Here is a 23,227-nt window from a genome sequence, read left to right as displayed (position 1 = left end):
GCCCCCCTTCGTCACTCCACGCCCGGCCAGCGCCAGTTGGCGACCATCGGCATGTCGGCGCCATGCTCGCGGACGTAATGATAATGCTCCGTCAGCCGGTCCCGCATCGCCTGCTTGACATAGGCCGCGGCGGCGCCGAGGCCCGGCACGCGGTCGACCACGTCGGCGACGAGGTGGAAACGGTCGAGTTCGTTGCGCACCACCATGTCGAAGGGTGTGGTGGTGGAGCCCTCCTCCTTGAAGCCGCGCACATGCATGTTTTCGTGGTTGGCCCGCTTGTAGGCAAGGCGATGGATCAGCCAGGGATACCCGTGATAGGCGAAGATCACCGGCTTGCCGCGCGTGAACAATTCATCGAAATCGGCGTCGGACAGACCATGCGGATGCTCGGTCTTCGGCTGCAGCGTCATCAGGTCGACGACATTGACGAGCCGCACCTTGAGATCCGGGAGGTACTGGCGCAGCAGGTCGACGGCGGCCAGTGTCTCCAGCGTCGGCACGTCGCCGCAGCACGCCATGACGACATCGGGCTCGGCGCCGCGATCGTTGCTGGCCCATTCCCAGATGCCGATGCCGGCCGCGCAGTGCTTGATCGCCTCGTCCATGGTCAGCCATTGCGGACTGGGCTGCTTGCCCGCGACGATAACGTTGATGCGGTTCCAGCTGCGCAGGCAGTGGTCGGTGACATAAAGCAATGTATTCGCGTCCGGCGGGAAGTAGACGCGGACGATCTCGGCCTTCTTGTTCACAACATGATCGACGAAACCCGGATCCTGATGGCTGAAGCCGTTGTGATCCTGGCGCCAGACATGTGAGGTCAGCAGGTAGTTCAGCGACGCGATCGGCCGCCGCCAGGCGACCTCCTTCGCGGTCTTCAGCCATTTGGCGTGCTGATTGAACATCGAATCGACGATGTGGATGAACGCCTCGTAGCACGAGAAGAAGCCGTGCCGGCCGGTGAGCAGGTAGCCCTCGAGCCAGCCCTGGCAGGTATGCTCGCTGAGGATTTCCATCACCCTGCCATCGGGCGACAGGTGATCGTCCGAGGCGAGGATCTCGGCATCCCAGGTTCGGTTGGTGACGTCGAACAGGTCCTGCAGCCGGTTGGACGCCGTCTCGTCGGGGCCGAAGACGCGGAAATTCCGGTTCGCCGCGTTCTTCTGCATCACGTCGCGCAGGAAACCGCCGCTGATCCGGGTCGCTTCGGCGCTGACACCGCCCGGCTGCTGCACCGCCACCGCGTAATCCCGGAAATCCGGCAGCTTGAGCGGCCGCATCAACGCTCCGCCATTGGCGTGCGGATTGGCGCTCATCCGCTTCTCGCCCACGGGGGCCAGCGCGGCGATCTCCGGCCGCAGCCGCCCCGATGCATCGAACAGCTCTTCCGGCACATAGCTGCGCAGCCATGCCTCCAGCAGGCCGAGATGCTCCGGCTTCTCCATGGTGAACGGGACCTGATGCGAACGCCAGGAGCCTTCGGTCTGCTTGCCGTCCACCGTCTTCGGCCCGCTCCAGCCCTTGGGCGAGCGCAGCACGATCATCGGCCAGACCGGCCGCTCGGCCGTGCCGCCACCGGTCCGGGCCTTCTGCTGGATGGCGCGGATCGACGCGAAGGCGACGTCGAGGGCGGCGGCCATCTTCTGGTGCATCGCCTCGGGCTCGTCGCCTTCGACGAAGATCGGCGCATAGCCATAGCCGCGCAGCAGGGCTTCGAGTTCCCGATGCGGGATCCGGGCCAGCACGGTCGGATTGGCGATCTTGTAGCCATTGAGGTGGAGAAACGGCAGCACGGCGCCGTCATGCGCCGGGTTGAGGAACTTGTTGCCGTGCCAGGCGGTGGCGAGCGGGCCGGTCTCCGCCTCGCCGTCGCCCACGACGCAGGCAACGACGAGATCGGGATTGTCGAAGACGGCGCCAAAGGCGTGGCTCAGCGAATAGCCGAGCTCGCCGCCCTCATGGATCGAACCCGGGGTGTCCGGCGAGGCATGGCTGGGAATGCCGCCTGGAAAGGAAAACTGCCGGAACAGGCGGCACATGCCTGCTTCGTCCTGGGAAATCTCGGGATAAAGCTCGCTATAGGTACCTTCGAGCCAGGTACTGGCAACGACGCCCGGCGCGCCGTGCCCGGGCCCCGCGATGTAGAGCACGCTCGCATGGTCGCGCTTTATCACCCGGTTCAGATGGGCGTAGATGAAGTTGAGGCCCGGCGTCGTGCCCCAATGGCCAAGCAGGCGCGGCTTGACGTGCGCCCGGGTCAGAGGTTGGCGCAGAAGCGGGTTGGCCAGCAGATAGACCTGGCCGACGGAGAGATAGTTCGCCGCCCGCCACCAGGCGTTGATCAGCCGCACCTCGTCCGGCGACAAGGGTGGCGACTCCGCTCCGGAAACGCTCTGCTCGGCGGTTGTCATTCGGCACGCTCCGTTGTGAGGCCGCGAAAGATCTACTATGGCTTGCGTCACCCAGAATAGCGCAGCCAGCGGAAAAAGCCCGTGCGTTGAAAACTGCGGCGCCTCTGCAAGGGACGCCTTGATGTGCATCAAGGCGAGCTGGAAGGGCGAGGCAGGCGGTCCACGGGGGAGAAATCAGGACCATGACCGAAGCGATCCTGACCCTGAATGCCGGCTCGTCCAGCCTCAAATTCGCGCTCTTCCGCGTGGGCCGTCCCGACACGCTGGAACTCGCGCTGCGCGGCGAGATCGAGGCGATCGCCGAGCACCCGCACTTCCTGGCCTGGGACGTCGACGGCGAGACGCTTGTCGATGAGGCCTGGCCGGATGCCGCAGGCGGCTCGCGACCGCTGTTTGAGAAAGTGATCGACTGGATCGAGGCGCATCTTGGCAGCGACCGGCTGATCGCCGTCGGCCACAGGGTGGTGCACGGCGGACCCGACCATGCCGAGCCCGAACGGGTGACGCCGGCGCTTCTGACCTCGCTGGACAGGATCACGCCACTGGCGCCGCTGCACCAACCGCAGAACCTCGCGCCGATCCGGGCGATCGCCGCCGCGCGACCCGATCTGCCTCAGGTCGCCTGCTTCGACACGGCTTTTCACCACACCATGCCGGCCGTCGCCAGCCGCTTCGCTCTGCCGCGCGAATATGAGACGATGGCCATTCGCCGCTACGGCTTTCACGGCCTGTCCTATGAATCCATCGCGAGCCGCCTGCCCGACCTCGCGCCCGCCTTGGCCCGCGGCCGGGTGATCGTCGCGCATCTGGGCAATGGCGCCAGTCTCTGCGCCCTCGATCGGGGACGCAGTATCGATACGACCATGGGCTTCAGCGCCCTGGACGGCCTGGTGATGGGCACGCGGCCGGGCACGCTCGATCCCGGCGTCATCCTCTACCTGCTGCAGGAGCAGGAGATGACGGCCGCCGAGATAGAGGACCTTCTCTACCGCCGATCGGGCCTGCTTGGCGTTTCCGGCGGGATTTCCAGCGACATGCGCACCCTGCTCGAAAGCCCCGATCCTCGGGCTGCCGAGGCGGTCGAACTGTTCGCGTATCGGATCGCCCGCGAGGCCGGGGGGCTGACGAGTTCGCTCGGAGGTCTGGATGGCCTCATTTTCACGGCCGGGATTGGCCAGCACGCGCCTCCCATCCGCGCCGCAGTCTGCGCCCGTCTGGAGTGGCTCGGCATCGTTCTGGATCAGGCTGCCAATGAACGCGGCGAGACGCTTATCAGCGCGCCGCAAAGCCGGGTCGAAGTTCGCGTGATCGCGACCGACGAGGAGAGCATGATCGCGCGGCACACCCTGGCGACGGGTGCATAGGCCTTGCCAGCCTTGGCGCACGCTTCAACACCGCGATGAGGACAGGCGGTGGCGGGAGACCCCGCCACCGCCGTGCGGACTAGAGGCTGACGCCTGCCAGCTTCGCCGTCAGCGTCTGCCGATCCTCGACAGATTTCAGACGTATAGTCAGCGTATCGTTCTTGGCGGGGACCTGAGGCGGGAGGCTGATCGCGATGTCAGGGGCGTTTTCGGCAGCCCAGCCCTTGAAGCGCGGCAACTTGTTCGGGCCGCTGATGGGGAACGTGAAAGTGTATTTGAAGGTCATTGGGCCGATCCCAAATAGAAGGGGCCTCCGGAGTTGAGCGGCGCGCAGGAAAGCGCAGCCAATCGCTCAGCCAGGACACACGGATTTCGGATGTTGTGAGGAATGCTTCCCTGGCGCCGCTCTTGCTCTCGCAGGTAGCAGCACCAGGTAGTCAGCCTGTTTGGAGGCTGCCTTTGCGGATCTTGCGTGGGGCAAAGGAAACGGTTTGCATGCTCGATGTCTCGGCCAGATAGCCAGCATTGTCAAACCGCGCAGGTCGGTCAGTTCGCCGCAGCGGTGCGAGAGGCCTCCGCCCTGGATCGGCCCGTGTCCGGACGCCACGGCGCCGGGACACGGGCCTTCAGGAACGCGCGGCGGACCCCTACCGCTCGTAGAACTTGTTGAGCCTGGCGCTGATGACAACTTCGTTGAGGCAGACCGAGGCCGGCTGGGTCGCGATGAAGAGCGCGAGCTCGGCGAGATCGGCCGGCTGCAGCATCTCGGCCCGCTCCTGGGCCGTCGGCGGTGTCGGGCGCTTTTCGAGAATCGGCGTCGCCACCTCCGCCGGCAGGATGGCCGTCGACCGGATGCCGTTGCGATATTCTTCCATGTTGATGCTCTGGCTCATGGCCACCACGGCATGCTTGGCCGCCGTATAGGCGGGTCCGCTAACCGGGTGGATGAACTTTCCCGCCCAGGACGCGATGTGGATCAACTGGCCCTGCCCGGCCCTGCGCATGGGGTGCATCGCGGCGGCGGCGCAATAGAAGGCGGCGGACAGATTGCTGTGGATCAGGGCATCGATGCTGCCGGGTGTCAGGTCCTTCCAGGCGCGATCGACAATATTGCCGCCGGCATTGTTGACGAGAATGTCGAGCCGTCCGAACCGGTCCTCGATTTCAGCGACGATCGCATCCGCCGTTTCGGGATCGGTCAAGTCGCCGGCCCGCGCGACGCTCGTGCCGCCCTTGCCGGCGATCGTCTCCGCCGTCTGATCAAGCGCTTGCCGACGTCGTCCGGTCAGGACCACGCGACAACCGGCACCGGCCAGCGCGGTAGCGACCGCCTGTCCGATGCCGCTGCCGGCGCCGGTGATCCAGGCGACTTTTCCAACCAGACTGTTCATGCTGTTCCGTCCTTTGGGTGAGCGCCGCTGATACCCAGGAATGAGGGCGAAGGGCAAGCGCATGGGCCGCGAGGCGGCGAAGGGTTCAGCGCAGGAGTTCGTCGCGGTCGAACTCGTCCCAGCCCCGGAGTTTTGGCGCAGGAGCCTTCTCTCGACGTCCTGCCGGGGAAGCCAGCGGCGCGGCCTTGGGCTCCCCCTTTCTGGAGCGGGTCAGCGCGGCCTTGCCGGCGGCTCTTCTGCGGTTCTCCGCGGCCTGCGCCGCGTCATTCTCGCGCCAGACGGTGACCAGATCGCGATCCAGAACATCCTCGACATGGCGCGGGTCGAAAACGTGAAAGGTGATCTTCTTCGAACGGCCCCTGAGCTTGACCGTTCGTGTCCCGGCGCTGTGCAGGCGTCCGTCCTTGAGCCATCGATGCCGCTCGGTCGTGGAGATCGTCAGGATGTCCTCGATCTCACGCGGGATCACGGGCAATGCCTCGATCCCGTCCAGCACACGGGAAACAACAGCTGCCGTAGCGGCAAAGGCTTCAGCGGAAGTCTCGGACATGGTCAGGATGAGAATGCTGCCCTTGACCGACAGCGCCTTCTTCGCAGCGGAAGGCAGGCGCGCCCGCATCTCCAGAAGGATGCCATGAGCGCGCACCGACGACCCCAGCGTGACCGCAGCCGGCAGCACCCATTCTTGCACCCGCTCGGGAGCCTCGTTCTTTTTTGGCTGAGACGACATGGACGCCAGATTGGCCTCGTCTCGCGGATCGAACAAGCCCTCGCTCCAAGAAGGCGTCCTGCACGCGCCCTCATCATTCGCCCTGTCCCGGCCGGGCTCGAAAACGCCGAAGCTTCCGGCGTCTCGCGGCACGAAGGTTGAGCTTTTGACGCAGATTTCAGGGAACGATAAGCGATCGAGGTGGTTGATACCGCATAATCACACACTCGGAATGAATTTCCGAGTAGTCCGGAGGAAGATCATGGCTTCTGAGAAGAATTTGTCGGATGCGTTTTACGAAACGCTCAAGGATGTCTACTTTGCCGAGAAGCAGTCTGTAAAGGCGTGCAAGAAGTCGGCGAAGGCTGCACAGTCGCCTGAGCTGAAGAAGGCTTTCACCGACCATGGCGAGGAAAGCCAGGGCCATGTCGAGCGTCTGGTGCAGGTTTTCGAGATCCTCGGCAAGCCGGCACGCGGCAAGACCTGCGACGCGATGGTCGGCATCACGTCCGAGATGGAAGAAGACCTGGAAGATTTCGGCGGGACCGCCGCCGCCGACGCCGTTCTGATCGGCTGTGGCCAGGCGATCGAGCATTACGAGATTGCCCGTTACGGCATGCTCAAGACCTGGGCGATGCAGCTTGGCATGAAGGACGCCGCCAAGCTTCTCGATGAGACGCTCCAGGAAGAGCACAAGGCGGACGCGTTGCTCACGCAGATCGCCGAAGCCGGCGTCAATGCCAGCGCCGAGGAAGGCCGCAAGGCCGCTCGCGCCTAACCACCCCTCCCTCATTCTTCTCCCGGCCTTTTGCAACACGCTTTGCCGTGGCCGGGAGAGCTTTGTCTAAATCTGGAGATCCACCATGAAGAACCTCGTATTCGCCGGCCTTCTGATCGCCGCCTCTGCCGCCCCGGCCTTCGCCGAAGAGGCCAAGACCCCGGCTGTCGCTGGCGAGCAGACCAATCCCGCCGCTCCGGTCGCCGGTGCGAACAGCTTCACCGAGGACCAGGCCCGTGATCGCGTCACCGACGCCGGCTACAGCGACGTCTCGGCGCTGGTCAAGGATGACGACGGCATCTGGCGCGGCAAGGCATCGAAGGGCGGAGCCATGATGGACGTCGCCGTCGACTTCCAGGGCAACGTCACCAGCAAGTAAGTTTCGAGTTGAAAGGATATCTCATGACTACCACCGTTTCGGGACTGTTCGACACGCGCGCCGATGCCACCGCCGCCGTCCGCGACCTTCAGGCTCTGGGCATTGCCCACGATGATATCAGCGTGGTGGCTTCCAATGTCGATGGCGACGTGGATGCTTCGGATGTTGCCGTCGACGCCAGCGCTGGCGCCGGTATTGGCGCGGCCTTTGGTGGCCTCGGTGGCCTTCTCGCCGGTCTTGGCATCGTGGCCATTCCGGGCGTCGGCCCGGTCGTGGCGGCCGGCTGGCTGATCGCAACGGCAGCCGGCGCGGCCGCTGGCGCGGTCGTGGGTGGCGCAGCCGGCGGGATCGTGGGCGCTCTCACGGAATCCGGCGTGCCGGAGCGGGATGCGCATGTGTATGCAGAGGGCGTTCGCCGCGGCGGCACGCTGGTCACCGCCCGCGTCGCCGATGAGAAGGCCGAACTGGCCCGCGGCGTGCTGCATGACGCACGCGCAGTCGACCTGGAGCGCCGCCGAAGCGACTACGAGACGGCCGGCTGGACCAGCTTTGACCCGGATGCGCCGATGCCTCCGAGGGATCGCGTCGGCACGTATAGCGACCGAATCTGAAGAAAAGCGGGGCCTTCGGGCCCCGCTCTATTTCGCCTGTGTCCCCGGATCGATGGTCTGCCGCGCGGGCACGCGGCGAAAGCACGATGGCAGTCTGGACGCGTTGGCACCCGCAAGCCGATCCAGCCGGCCGCCCCACGCCGAGCGGTCCTCCGAAGGTCGTGTCGCCAGGGAGCGCGCGGAACTGGCAGGTCTCACCCGCACCGCGTGGAACGGATCCCGGCTTGGCCCCGTTGATGCGCAGCCGCCGCGTGAAACACGCGCAGCGCATTCCATCCAGGCACCACAATTGGGAGGAACCTCATGGACCCGAAAAGTCGCGTGAACTCGCCCGCCAAACTGGGCGATGAAGTCATGGCACGGGGCGCTGGAGGCGAGACGCACCAGACCACCGAGGGCGGGTACGAAACCCTCACGACCCAGCAGGGCATGCCGGTCGCGGACGATCAGAACACGCTTCGCCAGGGCGCGCGGGGTCCCGCGCTGATGGAAGACGCGCATTTCCGCGAGAAGATCTTCCACTTCGATCACGAACGCATTCCAGAGCGCGTCGTCCACGCGAGAGGCTACGGCGCACATGGTTTCTTCGAAACCTACCAGCCGCTCACCGACCTCACGCGCGCCGACATCTTTCAGCGGGCCGGAGAGAAGACCCCCGTCTTCGTGCGGTTTTCGACGGTCGCGGGCAACAAGGGATCGGCCGACCTGGCACGCGACGTGCGCGGTTTCGCCGTCAAGTTCTATACCAAGGAAGGCAACTGGGACCTCGTCGGCAACAACATCCCCGTCTTCTTCATCCAGGACGCCATCAAGTTCCCTGACCTGATTCACTCCGTGAAGCAGGAACCGGACCGGGACTTCCCGCAGGCGCAGAGCGCCCATGACAATTTCTGGGATTTCGTCTCTCTGATGCCGGAAGCGATGCACATGATCCTGTGGGTCATGTCCGACCGGGCCATCCCGCGTTCGTTCCGCTTCATGGAAGGCTTTGGCGTCCACACCTTCCGGCTCGTCAATGCCGAGGGCCAGTCGACCTTCGTCAAGTTCCACTGGAAGCCCAAACTCGGCATGCAGTCGGTCGTCTGGAACGAGGCGGTCAAGATCAACGGCGCCGATCCGGACTTTCACCGCCGCGATCTGTGGAACGCGATCCAGAGCGGCGACTACCCCGAGTGGGAACTCGGCCTGCAGACCTTTGACCAGGACTTTGCCGACAACTTCGATTTCGACGTGCTCGACGCGACCAAGCTCATCCCCGAGGACATCCTGCCGGTTACCCCGGTCGGGCGTCTCGTGCTCGATCGCATGCCGGAGAATTTCTTCGCCGAGACCGAGCAGGTCGCCTTCATGACGCAGAACATCGTCCCGGGCATCGACTTCTCCAACGATCCGCTGCTGCAGGGACGGAACTTCTCCTATCTCGACACGCAGTTGAAGCGTCTCGGCGGGCCCAACTTTACGCATCTTCCCATCAACGCCCCAAAGTGCCCGTTCCATAATTTCCAGCAGGACGGCCACATGGCCTTCCACAATCCCAAGGGACGGGCCAATTACGAGCCGAATTCCTGGGGCCCGGAAATCGGCGGACCGCGCGAGGCGCCGATGCAGGGCTTCCAGACCCTTGCCCAGGAACCCGAGGGCCCGAAGGTCCGGCTGCGCGCCGAAAGCTTCGCCGATCACTACAGCCAGGCCCGGCAGTTCTATCGCAGCCAGACGGCCATCGAGCAGAAGCACATCGCCGACGCGCTGGTGTTCGAGCTGAGCAATTGCGAGACGCCCGCCATCCGGGAGCGCGTGGTTTCGCACCTTCTCAACATCGATGACGACCTGGCGAGGACGGTAGCTGCCGGCCTTGGCCTGCCCAAGCTTCCGAAGGCCGCGACCCCGGCGGCTCAGCCGAAGATGGACCTGCCCACATCGGACGCGCTCAGCATCCTCAAGAACGGGCCTGGCCACTTCAAGGGACGCAAGCTAGGAATCCTAATCACCGACGGCGTCGACGCGGCTCTTCTCGCCGCGCTCGAGAAGGCGGTCGAGAAGGCTGGGGGCACTTTCGAGCGGATTGCGCCAACCGTCGGTGGCGTCAAGGCAGGCGACGGCACGCAACTGCCCGCCCATCGCAAGATCGATGGCGGCCCCTCGGTGCTCTTCGACGCTGTGGCCATCCTCGCCAGCGAGGCCGGCCTCGCCGACCTGCTGAAGCTTCCGCCGGCCCGTGACTTCGTCGCCGATGTCTACGCGCATTATAAGTTCTGCGGTTTCACGGCCGCCGCGAAGGCCCTGTTCGACAAGGCAGGGCTGCCTGGGGATCTCGACGCGGGATTCGTCCAACTCGCCAAGCCGGGCGACGCGGATCGCTTCATCGAGACATGCGGCGCTCTGCGCTTCTGGGATCGCGTCGACGGCGCCTAGGCCCTTTCCGCCGCCCGGAACGGTTGCTGTTTTGTCGCAGCAACCGTTTCTGCTTCCAGCCGTTTTCCCTCGCTCAGCGCGACGCGAGGAAAACATGGCCGCACGGACCCTGCTTCAGTTCTTCCACTGGTACTATCCCGATGGCGGACGTCTGTGGGGTGAAGTGGGGGAACGGGCCGACGCGCTCGCGACCATGGGCATCACCGATGTCTGGCTGCCGCCGGCCTACAAAGGGGGCCACGGGCGGCTATTCTGTCGGCTATGACAGCTACGACCTGTTCGATCTCGGGGAGTTTGACCAGAAGGGCACCGTCGCCACTAAATATGGCGATCGCGCCGCCTTCGAACACGCGACAGGCGCGCTGCGCGCCAAGGGCCTGCGCGTCATCCATGACGTCGTCTTCAATCACAAGATGGGCGCAGACGAGGAAGAGACCGTGCGCGTGCGCAGGGTCAATCCCGAAGACCGCACCCAGATCGAAGACGAGGCGTTCGAGGCCAAGGCCTACACCCGCTTCACCTTTCCCGGTCGCGACGGCCAATATTCGCAGTTCATCTGGGACGTGAAGTGCTTCAGCGGCGTGGACGTCATCAAGGACCCGGATGAAAGCGGAATCTTCCGCCTGGTCAACGAATATGGCGACGGCGAGTGGAACGAGGAGGTCGACGCCGAAAACGGCAATTTCGACTTCCTGATGGGCGCGGATGTCGAGTTCCGCAACAAGGCCGTCTATGAAGAGCTGAAATATTGGGGCCGCTGGCTGGCGGAACAGGTGCCGGTCGACGGTTTTCGGTTGGATGCGGCCAAGCATATCCCGGCGTGGTTCTTTCGCGATTGGGTCGGCCATATGCGCGACACCGTCGATCCCGAACTCTTCGTCGTCGCCGAGTACTGGCATCCCGACATGGAGACGCTGTCGAACTATCTGGAGCTGGTCGACAAACAGTTGATGCTGTTCGATGTCGGGCTGCACCACCGCTTCCATGACGCATCCGCCCAGGGCGCCGATTTCGACATGCGCACGATCTTCGACGGCTCGCTGGTGGCGGCCTCGCCGGAGCATGCGGTGACCCTCGTCGACAACCACGATACCCAGCCCTTGCAGGCGCTGGAGGCTCCGGTCGAGCCCTGGTTCAAGCCGCTTGCCTACGCCTTGATCCTGCTACGGGAACAGGGGGTCCCCTGCGTCTTCTACCCGGACCTGTTCGGCGCGCACTACACCGACAAGGGTGGCGACGGCAACGATCACGAGATCGACATGCCGGCGATCGAGTGCCTGCCCAAGCTGATCGAGGCGCGGAGCCGCTTCGCGAATGGAGCGCAGACGGACCTGTTCGACGACGCGAACTGCGTCGGGTTCATCCGGCACGGCACGGCGGACGAGCCCGGCTGTGTGGTCGTCCTGTCCAATGGCGAGGGCGGCGAGAAATCGGTCGAGCTCGGCCCCGAGCAGGCGGGCGCCACCTTCCACGATTTCCTGGGTCACCGGGACGACCAGATCGTGCTCGATGATCAGGGCCGGGGTGCCTTCCCCACCCATGGTGGCAGCGTCAGCGTGTGGGTCCGATCCGAGTCCTAGCGTTTTCGCAGGAACCGTGCCCCGCTGCGCGGGACGAGCGCGATGAAAGCAGACCCGAGACCCGTGTTCGCGTCAGGACACCGGGCCCGGGTCTCGCTTGCATGACGGCTTTAGGCAGGCTCGAACGACCGCTCGATCAGTTCTGTCAGGCAGGCGCCCGCATCGGAACCGGGAATGGCGAGGTCCCGGACACTGTCCATGTGGTTCCGGGACGGCACCGGATGCAGCGTCACGGAGAGCCCCTGCCCGGCCAGGACATCCCGAAAGGCCTGCGCCTGCTGGAGGAAGGGAGGCGTTTCCAGCTCGCCGACGGCCACGACGACGCGGGTATGCGCGTTATGCCGATGGCGCATCGGCGAGAAACGGGCGACCTCATCGTCCGTGATGGCGATCTCCGCATGCAGGAACGAGGATTGCAGCGGCTGCAGTTCGTAAAGACCGCCCAGCAACAGCGCCGCGCCGACGCCCGATGGCGTCTCCGGGTCGTTGAACAGGAATGTGGAAAGATGCGCCCCGGCGGAATGACCGCTGACGGTCAGCCGGGCCGGATCCCCGCCATGGTCGGCTATATTCGCAATCACCCAGGCCTTGGCGCGCCGAACCTGATCGACGATCGTCGCCATCCGCACCGACGGCATCAGCGCGTAGTCGACGATCACGGCGATGGCGCCCGCCTGCGTCACGGTTTGCGCGACGCAGGAATAGTCCTCCTTCGAGAACATCCGCCAGTATCCGCCATGGATAAAGACATGGACCGGCACCGAGGGGCCGGGGTTGGCGGGGAAGAACAGGTCCACCGTCTCGGTCGGATCCTCCCCGTAGGCGACGTTGGCGCGCATCGGCACTGCCGACCGCGTCTGCGCACTGCGGGCTCGAATGTCCGCGACGATGGCGTCGAAATCAGCCACATGGTCGCGGATCCGGTACGGATCGAGCGTGGAATGCGCAGTCGCCATGATGGCCCCCTCAGAAACTGGTGGCGATGTATTTCGCCTCCATGAATTCGGCTATGCCGTGATGCTGACCGCCCTCGCGACCCAACCCGCTTTGCTTGACGCCACCAAAGGGGGCGGCGGGATCGGAAACCAGACCTCGGTTGAGCGCGATCATACCGGCTTCGATTCGCGATGCTACCCGCAAGCCGCGCGCCACATCGCGCGTGAAGATATAGGCCGCCAGGCCGTATTCCGTGTCGTTGGCGCGGGCGATCGCCTCGCTCTCGGTCTCGAAGCGATAGAGCGGCGCCACGGGGCCGAAGATTTCCTCATGCGCCATTTCCGCCTCGGGCGAGACGTCTGCCAGCACGGTGGGCGGGTAGAAGAAGCCCTCCCCTTCGCCGACGGTGCCGCCGCATAGGACCCGCGCCCCGCGGCTGGTCGCATCCTCGACCAGGCGATCGATCTTCTGCACGGCCTTGCGGGTGATCATCGGACCGCACTCAGTCGCCTCTTCCGGTCCCGCGCCAACCTTGAGATTGGCCATGCGCTCGCGCAGCCCCTCCGCGAAGGCGTCATAGATGCCGGACTGAACGTAGAGGCGGTTGGCCGCCGTACAGGCTTCGCCGGCATTGCGCATCTTGGCGACCATCGCGCCATCGAGCGCCGCCTGCAGATCCGCATCGTCGAACACGACGAAGGGCGCGTTGCCGCCCAGTTCCATCGAACAGGAGATGACGTTCTTGGCCGCTTCCGCCAGCAGGGCGCGGCCGACGCCGGTGGAGCCGGTGAAGGAGAGCTTGCGCACCGTCGGATCGGCGAGCATCCATGCCGTCAGGGGACCGGGGGTGGACGTGGTCAGGACGTTGACGACGCCGGGCGGAACACCGGCCTCCTCATAGAGGGCCGCCAGCGCATAGGCGGTGAGCGGGGTTTCGCTCGCGGGCTTCAGGATAACCGTGCAGCCGGCCGCCAGGGCCGGCGCGATCTTGCGGGTCGCCATCGCAGCCGGAAAATTCCACGGCGTGATCAGGACGCAGACGCCGATCGGCTCGTAGTCGACGATGATCCGGTTGGTGCCGGCCGACGCCCTGCCGAACTCGCCGGAGATGCGCACCGCTTCCTCGGCGTTCCAACGGAAGAATTCCGCCGCATAGGCCACCTCGCCACGCGCGTCGCGCAGCGCCTTGCCGTTCTCCAGCGAAATCAGCGTGGCCAGCATCTCCGAGCGTTCGACCATCAGTTCAAAGCAGCGGCGCAGGATTTCCGAGCGCTTGCGCGGCGCGGTCTCCCGCCACCCCTCGGCAGCGGCGGAAGCCGCCGCAACCGCGGCTGCGGCATCCTCCAGCGCGGCATCGGGCACGGACGCAATCACTTTTCCCGTCGAGGGATCGGTAACGGGAATCACGCGGCCGCTGCGGGCGGCATGCCAGGCGCCGTTGATGTAGAGACCGCGCGAAAATTCGGAAAGATCCAGTCCATGCGTTGTCGACGGATCGATTTGCTGGCGAACGTTCATCGGAGTTTCTCCTGAAGGCTTCATTGAGCGGAAGCGGCGAGATCGCCGTCATAAGCGGCCTGGACCAGGCGGCGCATGGCGGCGAGATCGAGGCTTCGCGGGTTGTTCTTGACCAGACGCCCGATGCCCAGCGCCTGCTCGGCGGTCCAGTCAACCTTGTCGGCGGGCAATCCAAGCGCGGCCAGGGTCGGGGTGATGCCGATCGCCGCGAACAGGCGGCTTATCTCCGCGATCGTGGCATCCGCCATCGCCTCGACGCTCCGGCCCGCGCCATCAACGCCCAGAGCAGCGCCCACCTCGGCGATCTGCTCCGCAACCACGGCGCGGTTATAGGTCATCACGTAGGGCAGCATTGTCGCGACGCCGAGGCCGTGCGGCGTGTGGGTGAGCGCGCCGACCGGATATTGCACGGCATGGGCCGCGGCAGTGCCGGCGGTGCCGAAGGCACAACCCGCCGCCAGCGCGCCCATCATGACATCGGCCCGCGCGTCCTCGTCGCTGCCATCCGTGCAGGCCCGTTCCAGACCACGCCCCAGGAGCTTGATCGCCAGCAGCGCGAAGTGATCGGTGAGATCGCTCTTGCCGATGAAGACGTGCTGCTGCGCCAGTTCGGCCCCGGTTCCCCGTCGGGCCGCCGTGAACGCCTCGATGGCGTGGGTCAGCGCATCCGCCCCGGCGATGGCCGTCAGGCCGCGCGGGCAGGTCATGGTCAGCTCGGGATCGCAGATCGCGGCGGCCGCGATCAGATACGGGCTGGAAATGCCGACCTTGAGCGTCTTTTCCGGATCGGAAATCACGGCAACCGGCGTGACTTCCGACCCCGTGCCCGCCGTGGTCGGCACCGCGATGACAGGCATGACGGGTCCGGGAATCCGGAACTCGCCATAATAGTCCTGCAGCACGCCACCATGGGTGAGGAGAAGCGCCGCGCATTTGGCCATGTCGAGGCAGCTGCCGCCGCCAATGCCGATCACCATGTCGGGAGCGAAGGCCCGCGCCGCCTCGACGCAGACGGCGACGCTGTCGCGTGGGACGTCCGGCAGGATCTGATCATAGACCAGGACCTCGATCGACGCGGCGCGCAGCCCCTCGACACTCCGGGCGAACATTTCCGTTCCGGCAAATCGCTCATCCGTGCAGATCAGCGCGCGCTTGCCGAGCTTGCCCGCCACATCGGGAAGCGCGTGGCGCTGGCCTTTGCCGAACAGGATTTCGCGCGGAAGCCTCAAGGCTGCAAACAGGCTCACTGGTGTTTTCCTTAAAGAACCGAGGACGGGGTGAGATTCAGGCTGTTCAACGCGTCCCAGAGCGGGACCTCGATCGGGAAGCCGTCGGCCAGGAACGCCTGCCGTCGCCGCGAAGCGCCGTCGCCAGGAATGCCAACGGGGATCTCGGGATCGGCGGGCGCAGAAGATCGGACGGCGTCGAGATAGGCGGAGAGGCGCAACGCCAGATCGGGGGCGGCGAGCGTGTCGATCGCGATCAGCACGTCGCCCTTGTTGCAGGCGAACCGATCATCCAGCGTGCCCTGGATATCGGGCGCGAGCGCCGAACCCGCGAGCGCGGCGACGAGCAATTCGATGGCCATGCCGAGCCCATAGCCCTTGGCGCCGCCGAACGGCGCAATCGCGCCTTGGGTCGCGCGGGCGGCATCCGTCGTCGGACGTCCCTCGGCGTCGCGCGCCCAGCCGGCCGGAATCGGCCAGCCATTTGCAGCGTGGTAGTGGATCTTGCCCATGGAAACGATGCTGGTCGCGAGGTCCAGCACCATCGGGCGGTCCGCCGTGGGGATGGCGATTGCGATGGGGTTGGTGCCGAGCATGGCCCGGGTACCGCCATGGGGGTGGACCAGCGCCTCGCTCGAAGACATGGCGATGCCAATGCGCCCCGCCGCCGCGATGTGTTCGACATAATGCGCCAGCATGCCGAGATGGTTGTTGTTGCGGATCGCCGCCAGCGCGATTCCGGTCTCGGCAATACGCTCCTCCAGGCGACCCAGCGCCGCCATGGCTACAACCGGGCCGAGCCCTCTCTTGCCGTCGACATCCAGCACGGCGCCGGAGCGCCAGCGCGCCTCGCCGGTGGTTTCGCCGTCGATCAAACCTTTTTCGAGACGGCTCAGGATGCGGGGCAGACGCTGCAGACCATGCGACGGGTGGCCCTTGAGTTCGGCCTCCACCAGCACGCGCGATTGGATAAGCGCATGTTCTATCGGCACTTTTCTCTGATCGAGGAGGTCCATGGCCAACGCCATGGCTGCCTGTTCGGTGATGTTCACGAGCCCACTCTATATCAGATCCTATAGGATATAGTATTGCGTTGGCCCAAATAGCCTGCTAGGTCTGGCTCCTGTCAATAGGCAAAAGACGGAAGACGATGACTTCAACCCGCTTCACGGACACAACCCAGGGCAGTGCCGCCATCCACCGGGCCAACAGCCTGGCCGAGGACGTCTATGAGGCGATCTTCAACCAGTTGATGGCCCTCAAGATCGCGCCGGGCTCGCGCATCACGGTGGACAGCCTCGTCAAGGAATTCAGCGTCTCGCAGACCCCGATCCGCGAAGCGCTGGGCCGGCTGGAGGGCGAAGGCCTGGTCGTCAAGACCCATCTCGTCGGGTATCGGGCCGCTCCGCAGATCACGCGCCGCCGCTTCGACGAGCTTTACGAGCTTCGGCTGCTGCTCGAGCCGGACGCGGCGGCCAAGGCCGCCGCGGCGATGGACGCCGAGAAGCTCGCCATTCTTCGCGAGGCCGCAGGTGTGATGGCGGGCCGCGAAGGCAAGGACGACCATGTCCATTACTCGACCTTCGCCAGGCTCGACGCGATCTTCCACGACAAGATCATGGAGTTCGCTGGCAACCAGCTCATCCGCGAGATGCTGGGCTTCCAGCACACCCACTTTCACATCTTCCGACTGATGTTCCATTGGCGGGTAACGGCCGAAGCGCTGGACGAGCACCAGGCTCTGCTGGACGCCTTCGCGGTCGCGGATCCGGAAGCGGCCGCCAAGGCAATGCGCGCGCATATCGAGCATTCGCGGGACCGGCTGCTGCCGGCCTTCGACTGAACCGTTCCCCGTTTCCATGGCACGCGATCCGGACATGCAACAGACGCCGCCCCGCCCCGACGCTACCCAGGCTGAACCCTGCCTGCTGCGTACGGCGAACCTTACCAAGCAGTATGGGCCCGTGACGGTGCTCTCGAATGTCGGCATCGACATTCACGCTGGCGAGATCCACGCCATCATCGGCGAGAACGGCGCCGGCAAGTCGACGCTGATGCGCCTGATTTCCGGCTATGTGCAGCCGAGCGCCGGCACGATTGCCGTGTCGGGAAAACGGGTCGCCTTCGCCACCCCGCATCAGGCGGAAGAAGCCGGCATCGTCCTCGTCCACCAGGAGATCCTCCTGGCGGAAGGGCTCACCGTCGCCGAGAACCTGTTTCTGGGTCGCGAACTCACGCGAAACGGGCTGGTCGACGACCGGGCCATGCATAGGATCGCCCGCGAGAAGCTGGACGAACTTGGCTGCCACGTCTCGCCCCGGACGCTCGTGCGCGACGTCGGGCTCGCGGACCGGCAGCTGATCCAGATCGGGCGCGCCCTGCTCGACGACCACAAGCTGGTGATCTTCGACGAGCCCACGGCGGTGCTGACGGGCAACGAGGTCGAGCGATTGCTCGAGATCGTGCTGCGCCTGAAGGACCGCAATATGGGCGTCCTCTATATCAGCCACCGGCTCGACGAGGTGCAGCGTCTGGCCGACAAGGTCACGGTCCTGCGCGACGGCAAGATGATCGGCACCTATGCCGGCCACACGCTGAGCCAGATGGACATGGCCGAACTGATGGTCGGTCGCGAACTGTCGGCGCTCTACCCGCCAAAGAGCGACGCCCCGCGCGGCGAGGCCATCCTACGGGTTAACAACGCGACCGTTCCCGGCTACGCCAACGACGTATCGTTCACCCTGCACCGGGGCGAGATCCTGGGATTTGCCGGGATGATCGGCGCCGGTCGAACCGAACTGTTCGAGGGCATCGTCGGCTTGCGGCCTGTCGATGCCCACGTCGAGCTGCATGGCCAGCCGATCGCCATCCGCTCCCCGCGCGAAGCCATCGACGCCGGCATCGGTTATCTGACCGAGGACCGGAAGGGCAAAGGATTGCTGCTGCAGGAGCGGCTGGCGCCCAACCTGACCCTGTCGGCGCTCCGCCGTCTCAATCCAGGACTGTGGCTGCGCAAGCGCCAGGAGGCGGTCGCTCTGGACCAGGCCGTCGATCAGTACGACATCCGCGTCCGCAGCCTCCGCCTGCATGCAGGCCAGCTCTCGGGCGGCAACCAGCAGAAGCTGCTGCTCGCCAAGATCCTGCTGACCAACCCCAGCGTCGTCATCATCGACGAGCCGACGCGCGGCATCGACATCGCCAACAAGGCGCAGATCTACACCTTCATCCGCAAGCTGGTGAGCGAGGGCAAGGCCTGCGTGGTCATTTCATCCGAGATGCAGGAACTGATCGGCCTCTGCGACCGGATCCTGGTCATGCGCCAGGGCCGGATCAACGGCGAGATCGCCGGCGAGCGGATGACGGAAAGCAATATCGCATGGCTCGCCACCGCCGAGGCGGGGGTCGCGCACGCGACCGAGGGAGGAAGAGTATGAGCGTTGCAACGACAGAGCCAGGAAGGCTCGAGCGCGACAGGGATTTCAACTTCAACTGGGCCGCGGCGGGCCCGTTTCTGGCGCTGCTGGTGCTGCTCGCCATCGGTTTTGTGATCAATCCGGACTTCCTGTCCGCGACCAATCTCAGCAACGTCATAACGCGCAGCGCCTTCATCGCCATCATCGCCGTGGGCGCGACCTTCGTGATTTCCTCGGGCGGTCTCGATCTCTCGGTCGGCTCTATGGCCGCCTTCATCACCGGCATCACCATCATGTGCATGAACATGATGGTGCCGAATGTCGGCCTCTGGTCGATCCCGGCCGGCATGGCGATCGCGGTCCTGGCCGGCATCGCCTGCGGCCTCGTCAACGGCGTCATCGTCACCGTCGGCAAGATCGAGCCCTTCATCGCGACCCTGGGGACGATGGGCATCTTCCGCGCCCTGATCACCTACATGTCGGATGGCGGCACGATCCCGATCGATCGCACGCTGCGCGAAGCCTACCGGCCGGTCTATTTCGGCACGGTCGCCGGCATTCCGCTGCCGATCCTCATCTCGCTCGCCGTGGCGGCGCTGGGCGCCTTCATCCTCTACAAGACGAAATATGGCCGCCAATGCGCCGCCGCCGGTGCCAATGAGGATGTGGCGCGCTATTCCGGCATCTCGATCATCCGCACCCGGACGATCGCCTATGTGATCCAGGGCGCCTGCGTCGCCATCGCCGCGATCTGCTACGTGCCACGCCTCGGCGCGGCAACGCCGACCACCGGCGTGCTGTGGGAACTTCAGGTGATTACCGCGGTCGTGATCGGCGGCACGGCGCTGCGTGGCGGAAAGGGACGGATCTGGGGCACGGTCGCCGGCGCCGTCATCCTCGAGCTGATCGCCAACCTGATGGTGCTCTCGGATTTCGTTTCCGAATACCTCGTGGCCGCCGTGCAGGGCGTCATCATCATCATCGCCATGCTGATCCAGAGGTTCTCGAAATAGCCCGCGCCGGACCACGCGGGTCTCGTTCTCGATCGGTCCATCTTAACGGGAGGAAACAATGACAAAAATGAAATGGGCAGTAACCGCCGCGACCCTTGGCGCACTTCTCCTGGCAGGCAACGCCATCGCCGCGGACAAGAAGGTCGTCGCCGTCTCGATCCCCGCAGCCGATCACGGCTGGACGTCCGGCATCGTCTATCATGCCCAGGCCGCCGCCAAGGAAATCAACGCCGCCTTCCCGAATGTGGAAGTCGTCGTCAAGACCTCGCCCTCGGCCGCCGCGCAGGTCAGCGCGCTGGAAGATCTGTCGGCAGGGCGCAAGCTCGACGCGCTGGTGATCCTTCCGCACACATCGGAAGAGCTCACCATGCCGGTCAAGGCGGTAAAGGAGGGAGGCACCTTCATCACCGTGGTCGATCGCGGCCTGAACGATCCGGCGATCCAGGATCTCTATCTCGCCGGCGACAACATCGCCGTCGGCAAGAACACCGCCAAGTTCCTGGTCGACAAGCTGGGCGGCAAGGGCAATCTTGTCGTGCTGCGCGGCATTCCGACCGTCATCGACGACGAGCGCATCCAGGGCTTCAAGGACGGCATCGCGGGATCCGACCTCAAAATCCTCGACATCCAGTATGCGAACTGGAACAGCGACGATGCCTTCAAGCTGATGCAGGACTACCTGGCCAAGTATCCGCAGATCGATGCGGTCTGGGCCAATGACGACGACATGCTGCTCGGCGTCCTCGAGGCCATCAAGCAGTCAAGCCGTACCGAGATCAAGTACGCGCTGGGCGGCAACGGCATGAAGGAAATCATCAAGAAGGTTATCGACGGCGATGCGATGACGCCCGTCGAGACGCCCTATCCGCCTTCGATGATCAAGACGGCCATCTACATGACGGTCGCCAACCTCATCGGCCAGGCCCCGATCCGGGGCGTCGTGAAGCTCGACGCGCCGCTGATCACCAAGGACAATGCGGCGGAATACTACTTCCCCGATTCGCCGTTCTAACAAACGGACTGGCAGGCGGGTCGACGACCCGCCTGCCCTTCAACCGCACGAAGGAAGCAAGAATGCCCGGCAAGAAAATCCTGATGCTCACCGGCGACTTCACCGAGGAATACGAGATCTTCGTGTTCCAGCAGGCGATGGAGGCTGTTGGCCACACGGTTCACGTGATTTGCCCCGACAAGAAGGCCGGCGACATCCTCAAGACGTCGCTGCACGATTTTGAAGGCGACCAGACCTATACCGAGAAGCCCGGTCATCACTTCATCATCAACAAGACCTTCTCGGAAGCCGAAGCCCAGTTGGACCGCTACGACGCCGTCTATGCGGCGGGCGGCCGCGGCCCCGAATATATCCGTACAGACAAGCGTGTGCAGGCGATCGTCCGCCACTTCCACGAGGCGCAGAAGCCGATCTTCACGATCTGCCACGGCGTCCAGATCCTGATCGCGGTCGATGGCGTGGTTCGCGGCAAGAAGGTTGCGGCGCTTGGCGCCTGCGAGCCGGAAGTGATCCTGGCCGGCGGCACCTATATCGACCTTTCGCCCACCGACGCCTATGTCGACGGCACGATGGTCTCGGCCAAGGGCTGGACGGCGCTGGCGGCATTCATCCGCGAATGCCTCAAGGTGCTCGGCACCGAAATCCGGCACAATTGAGCCGGAAGCGGCGAGCCGGCGGGAGTGCCAGCCCCGCCGCATCCGCCACGGGATTTTGAGCGAGAGCCGCCGACATGCGAGGGGCGCCCATCGGGCGCCCCTTTGTTCGTGACATTCGCGCCGTGGAATAGGAGGGCGCCGGCCTGCGACGGCCGCCGCGCCCGATCGGATCAACCCGCGACCTGGGAGCGTCGCCATGCCCGTCGAAGACGAGGACCAGCGCCTGTGGAAAGCCTGGAACCCGAAACAGGCGCAGCCTGAGGTTCCAGCGAAGCGTGACAGGTCTGCCGGGGCGACGCCACCAGCGCGGCCATTCCCTTGACGCCGAACCCGAAAAATCTCGCCGAATAGGCGATATCGCGTCGGATCGGCGAAGCCGCGAGCCCGGGCAGCGTGGCTACCGTCCGGGCCGAAGGGACTTGGCAGACTAGGCTTGCCGCGCCTTGCGATTGGCGTAGCGCCGGTCGCGCTCGGCCTTGCGAGCGGCTTCGTCTTCGATGACGCGCGAAACGCGGTTCTTCTGGGCAGCTTCGCGTTCGTCGCTCTCGGCGCGGGCGGCGGCCTCGATGGCGGCTTCACGCTCTGCGGCTTCGGCGCGAAGGCGCTCATTCTCTTCGGCCTTCACCCGCTCGCGCTCCAAGCGGCGCGCGTCCCGGGCTTCGGCAACGGCTTTGCGCTCAGCCTGGCGGGCGAGCAGCGTCGGTTCGGCAGCTTCCTTGGCGGCGAGATACGCGCGCAGGGCTGCGGCCTTGGCGTCGGCGGAAGTGCTGCGACGGTCTGCGAATTTATCGGCGATATTTTTCAAACTTAGGTTCCAATTGACGTTTCAGACTGAAGGGTATTCAGGCCTTCGAGGCGAGCCTTGAAGGCTTCTTGGCCAGGAGCGAAAGTTGATCCTGGGCTTCCTTTGCAAGGCGAGCCTCGCGCAGGCGTAGGGTCTTTTCGTCGCGAGCAACCACGATCAGATCCAGTTCATCGAACACGCGCTTGCGCGCTACGAATTGCGACTGAACCTTTCCAAAGGCCAAATCCGCCGTTTGACGAGATTTGCTGCTTGTCTCTGTCATGGTCATTCCGATCTGAAGACGGACAATAAAAAAGGCCAGGCAATCTGCCTGACCTTCATTGGTCTCATGCTTTCAACAGTGCCAGTACATCCGTGGTCAAAGGAAAGCAGATCCCTATTTAAGCAGCCTGCAGATTGCAGGCTGACATCTTGCCCGACCGGGCGTCGCGCTCGACCTCGTAGCCGATCTTCTGGCCTTCGACGAGTTCGCGCATTCCCGCGCGCTCGACAGCCGAGATGTGCACGAAGGCGTCGGGACCACCATTATCAGGCTCGATAAAACCGAAACCCTTGGTGGAATTGAACCATTTAACGGTACCTGTAGCCATGATGAACCCTCCATAGCAAATTGCGTGACCACGGCGACGAGGCGCCATGGCGTAATAGAATGATTTTTGAAAGGAAGGTTCGTTCGAGCGCGGTGCTAATCGCGCGGCAATCAAAGCCCGTCAACCAAAACTCAGCACGCCCTATTTACGATACCAGTCGGCGAATGTCAATGAATTATTCTTATGCCATACGATCGGCATGCCAGAACAGCCCATGAAATCCTGCGGAAAGGTCGCGAAAAACGCTGGCAAAAGCCAGCTCCCGTGCGCTTTTCATGATCCCGCCAATGCAGGCGGCGTGACGCATCGTCCGGGGCGTTGGGGCGGATCCCGATCGCAGCAGGGGCCGTCGGATACCCTGTCGCGCGCCTCTGATGGGCCCTGATCCAGACACGCGGATCAGGGCGGCCGGCAAAGCCGGACCGC

21 protein-coding genes and 1 pseudogene are annotated in these 23,227 nt (G+C 64.7%); 11 read left to right on the top strand and 11 right to left on the bottom strand.

Annotation, left to right across the window (positions count from 1 at the left end; genetic code table 11):
• Window positions 1-11: 11 nt before the first annotated feature.
• Window positions 12-2,408, bottom strand: a complete 2,397-nt coding sequence (locus tag OSH10_RS04835) for a phosphoketolase family protein (protein WP_266330480.1) — start codon at window positions 2,406-2,408, stop codon at window positions 12-14.
• Window positions 2,409-2,590: 182 nt separating this feature from the next.
• On the opposite strand from OSH10_RS04835, the gene OSH10_RS04830 reads away from it, so the two are divergent.
• Window positions 2,591-3,772, top strand: a complete 1,182-nt coding sequence (locus OSH10_RS04830) for an acetate/propionate family kinase (protein WP_266330478.1) — start codon at window positions 2,591-2,593, stop codon at window positions 3,770-3,772.
• A 79-nt stretch (window positions 3,773-3,851) separates the two neighbouring features.
• Here the strand turns inward: OSH10_RS04830 and OSH10_RS04825 are convergent, their stop codons facing one another.
• The 3 genes from OSH10_RS04825 to OSH10_RS04815 form a co-directional block, all read right to left on the bottom strand.
• Window positions 3,852-4,058, bottom strand: a complete 207-nt coding sequence (locus OSH10_RS04825; protein WP_266330476.1) for a hypothetical protein — start codon at window positions 4,056-4,058, stop codon at window positions 3,852-3,854.
• Between the two features lie 361 nt (window positions 4,059-4,419).
• Complete coding sequence (locus OSH10_RS04820; protein WP_266330474.1) at window positions 4,420-5,163, bottom strand: SDR family oxidoreductase; 744 nt, start codon at window positions 5,161-5,163, stop codon at window positions 4,420-4,422.
• An 85-nt stretch (window positions 5,164-5,248) separates the two neighbouring features.
• On the bottom strand, window positions 5,249-5,893 hold the full coding sequence (locus OSH10_RS04815; RefSeq protein WP_266331108.1) for a hypothetical protein: 645 nt from the start codon (window positions 5,891-5,893) through the stop codon (window positions 5,249-5,251).
• 241 nt (window positions 5,894-6,134) lie between these two features.
• On the opposite strand from OSH10_RS04815, the gene OSH10_RS04810 reads away from it, so the two are divergent.
• From OSH10_RS04810 to amyA, 5 genes and pseudogenes are all read left to right on the top strand, one after another.
• Window positions 6,135-6,650: a YciE/YciF ferroxidase family protein gene (locus OSH10_RS04810; protein ID WP_407660670.1), complete on the top strand. Its 516-nt coding sequence runs from the start codon at window positions 6,135-6,137 to the stop codon at window positions 6,648-6,650.
• Between the two features lie 85 nt (window positions 6,651-6,735).
• Complete coding sequence (locus OSH10_RS04805; RefSeq protein ID WP_266330473.1) at window positions 6,736-7,029, top strand: PepSY domain-containing protein; 294 nt, start codon at window positions 6,736-6,738, stop codon at window positions 7,027-7,029.
• Between the two features lie 23 nt (window positions 7,030-7,052).
• Window positions 7,053-7,640 (top strand): general stress protein, encoded by a 588-nt coding sequence (locus OSH10_RS04800; RefSeq protein WP_266330472.1) that lies wholly within the window; start codon window positions 7,053-7,055, stop codon window positions 7,638-7,640.
• A 303-nt stretch (window positions 7,641-7,943) separates the two neighbouring features.
• Entirely contained in the window at window positions 7,944-10,052 is a 2,109-nt protein-coding gene (katE, locus tag OSH10_RS04795; protein ID WP_266330471.1) for a catalase, read from the top strand.
• A gap of 94 nt (window positions 10,053-10,146) precedes the next feature.
• A pseudogene (gene amyA, locus OSH10_RS04790) lies at window positions 10,147-11,632 on the top strand (alpha-amylase).
• A 110-nt stretch (window positions 11,633-11,742) separates the two neighbouring features.
• Here the strand turns inward: amyA and OSH10_RS04785 are convergent.
• From OSH10_RS04785 to OSH10_RS04770, 4 genes are read right to left on the bottom strand one after another with little or no spacing between them, the layout of a single operon-like run.
• Window positions 11,743-12,588, bottom strand: coding sequence for an alpha/beta hydrolase (locus OSH10_RS04785; protein WP_266330470.1), 846 nt, complete (start codon window positions 12,586-12,588; stop codon window positions 11,743-11,745).
• 10 nt (window positions 12,589-12,598) lie between these two features.
• A complete protein-coding gene (locus tag OSH10_RS04780; protein ID WP_266330468.1) occupies window positions 12,599-14,086 on the bottom strand; it encodes an NAD-dependent succinate-semialdehyde dehydrogenase in 1,488 nt (495 codons plus the stop codon).
• A 20-nt stretch (window positions 14,087-14,106) separates the two neighbouring features.
• Complete coding sequence (locus OSH10_RS04775) at window positions 14,107-15,333, bottom strand: iron-containing alcohol dehydrogenase (protein ID WP_266330467.1); 1,227 nt, start codon at window positions 15,331-15,333, stop codon at window positions 14,107-14,109.
• Window positions 15,334-15,344: 11 nt separating this feature from the next.
• The gene (locus tag OSH10_RS04770; RefSeq protein WP_266330466.1) at window positions 15,345-16,364 is read right to left on the bottom strand and encodes an Ldh family oxidoreductase; all 1,020 of its coding nucleotides are present in this window, start codon (window positions 16,362-16,364) and stop codon (window positions 15,345-15,347) included.
• Between the two features lie 98 nt (window positions 16,365-16,462).
• Here OSH10_RS04770 and OSH10_RS04765 point away from each other — a divergent pair, with 98 nt between their 5' ends.
• From OSH10_RS04765 to OSH10_RS04745, 5 genes are all read left to right on the top strand, one after another.
• The gene (locus OSH10_RS04765) at window positions 16,463-17,155 is read left to right on the top strand and encodes a GntR family transcriptional regulator (RefSeq protein ID WP_266330465.1); all 693 of its coding nucleotides are present in this window, start codon (window positions 16,463-16,465) and stop codon (window positions 17,153-17,155) included.
• Window positions 17,156-17,189: 34 nt separating this feature from the next.
• Window positions 17,190-18,746, top strand: coding sequence for a sugar ABC transporter ATP-binding protein (locus OSH10_RS04760; RefSeq protein WP_266330464.1), 1,557 nt, complete (start codon window positions 17,190-17,192; stop codon window positions 18,744-18,746).
• Window positions 18,743-19,738: an ABC transporter permease gene (locus OSH10_RS04755; protein ID WP_266330462.1), complete on the top strand. Its 996-nt coding sequence runs from the start codon at window positions 18,743-18,745 to the stop codon at window positions 19,736-19,738. The genes OSH10_RS04760 and OSH10_RS04755 overlap by 4 nt, the downstream gene beginning before the upstream one ends.
• A gap of 58 nt (window positions 19,739-19,796) precedes the next feature.
• Window positions 19,797-20,750, top strand: a complete 954-nt coding sequence (locus tag OSH10_RS04750; RefSeq protein ID WP_266330461.1) for a substrate-binding domain-containing protein — start codon at window positions 19,797-19,799, stop codon at window positions 20,748-20,750.
• A gap of 62 nt (window positions 20,751-20,812) precedes the next feature.
• Window positions 20,813-21,406, top strand: coding sequence for a DJ-1/PfpI family protein (locus tag OSH10_RS04745; RefSeq protein ID WP_266330460.1), 594 nt, complete (start codon window positions 20,813-20,815; stop codon window positions 21,404-21,406).
• A 427-nt stretch (window positions 21,407-21,833) separates the two neighbouring features.
• Here the strand turns inward: OSH10_RS04745 and OSH10_RS04740 are convergent, their stop codons facing one another.
• The 3 genes from OSH10_RS04740 to OSH10_RS04730 form a co-directional block, all read right to left on the bottom strand.
• A complete protein-coding gene (locus OSH10_RS04740; protein ID WP_266330459.1) occupies window positions 21,834-22,211 on the bottom strand; it encodes a DUF6481 family protein in 378 nt (125 codons plus the stop codon).
• 37 nt (window positions 22,212-22,248) lie between these two features.
• The gene (locus OSH10_RS04735; protein ID WP_266330458.1) at window positions 22,249-22,473 is read right to left on the bottom strand and encodes a hypothetical protein; all 225 of its coding nucleotides are present in this window, start codon (window positions 22,471-22,473) and stop codon (window positions 22,249-22,251) included.
• A 118-nt stretch (window positions 22,474-22,591) separates the two neighbouring features.
• Window positions 22,592-22,801, bottom strand: a complete 210-nt coding sequence (locus OSH10_RS04730) for a cold-shock protein (protein WP_266330457.1) — start codon at window positions 22,799-22,801, stop codon at window positions 22,592-22,594.
• Window positions 22,802-23,227: the final 426 nt, after the last annotated feature.

The sequence above is a fragment of the Kaistia defluvii genome, from assembly GCF_026343955.1.
GTDB lineage: Bacteria > Pseudomonadota > Alphaproteobacteria > Rhizobiales > Kaistiaceae > Kaistia > Kaistia defluvii.
The sequence above is the reverse complement of the archived record's forward strand: the minus strand, read 5'-3'. Positions and strand labels throughout refer to the sequence as shown.

Bases quoted from the DNA above. Each gene is read 5' to 3' on its own strand.
- OSH10_RS04765 (WP_266330465.1), top strand. From the start codon at position 16,463: ATGACTTCAACCCGCTTCACGGACACAACCCAGGGCAGTGCCGCCATC.
- OSH10_RS04805 (WP_266330473.1), top strand. From the start codon at position 6,736: ATGAAGAACCTCGTATTCGCCGGCCTTCTGATCGCCGCCTCTGCCGCC.
- OSH10_RS04825 (WP_266330476.1), bottom strand. From the start codon at position 4,058: ATGACCTTCAAATACACTTTCACGTTCCCCATCAGCGGCCCGAACAAG.
- OSH10_RS04730 (WP_266330457.1), bottom strand. From the start codon at position 22,801: ATGGCTACAGGTACCGTTAAATGGTTCAATTCCACCAAGGGTTTCGGT.
- OSH10_RS04780 (WP_266330468.1), bottom strand. From the start codon at position 14,086: ATGAACGTTCGCCAGCAAATCGATCCGTCGACAACGCATGGACTGGAT.
- OSH10_RS04830 (WP_266330478.1), top strand. From the start codon at position 2,591: ATGACCGAAGCGATCCTGACCCTGAATGCCGGCTCGTCCAGCCTCAAA.
- OSH10_RS04820 (WP_266330474.1), bottom strand. From the start codon at position 5,163: ATGAACAGTCTGGTTGGAAAAGTCGCCTGGATCACCGGCGCCGGCAGC.
- OSH10_RS04785 (WP_266330470.1), bottom strand. From the start codon at position 12,588: ATGGCGACTGCGCATTCCACGCTCGATCCGTACCGGATCCGCGACCAT.
- OSH10_RS04745 (WP_266330460.1), top strand. From the start codon at position 20,813: ATGCCCGGCAAGAAAATCCTGATGCTCACCGGCGACTTCACCGAGGAA.
- OSH10_RS04735 (WP_266330458.1), bottom strand. From the start codon at position 22,473: ATGACAGAGACAAGCAGCAAATCTCGTCAAACGGCGGATTTGGCCTTT.
- OSH10_RS04815 (WP_266331108.1), bottom strand. From the start codon at position 5,893: ATGTCGTCTCAGCCAAAAAAGAACGAGGCTCCCGAGCGGGTGCAAGAA.
- OSH10_RS04760 (WP_266330464.1), top strand. From the start codon at position 17,190: ATGCAACAGACGCCGCCCCGCCCCGACGCTACCCAGGCTGAACCCTGC.
- OSH10_RS04755 (WP_266330462.1), top strand. From the start codon at position 18,743: ATGAGCGTTGCAACGACAGAGCCAGGAAGGCTCGAGCGCGACAGGGAT.
- OSH10_RS04810 (WP_407660670.1), top strand. From the start codon at position 6,135: ATGGCTTCTGAGAAGAATTTGTCGGATGCGTTTTACGAAACGCTCAAG.
- OSH10_RS04835 (WP_266330480.1), bottom strand. From the start codon at position 2,408: ATGACAACCGCCGAGCAGAGCGTTTCCGGAGCGGAGTCGCCACCCTTG.
- OSH10_RS04750 (WP_266330461.1), top strand. From the start codon at position 19,797: ATGACAAAAATGAAATGGGCAGTAACCGCCGCGACCCTTGGCGCACTT.
- katE (WP_266330471.1), top strand. From the start codon at position 7,944: ATGGACCCGAAAAGTCGCGTGAACTCGCCCGCCAAACTGGGCGATGAA.
- OSH10_RS04800 (WP_266330472.1), top strand. From the start codon at position 7,053: ATGACTACCACCGTTTCGGGACTGTTCGACACGCGCGCCGATGCCACC.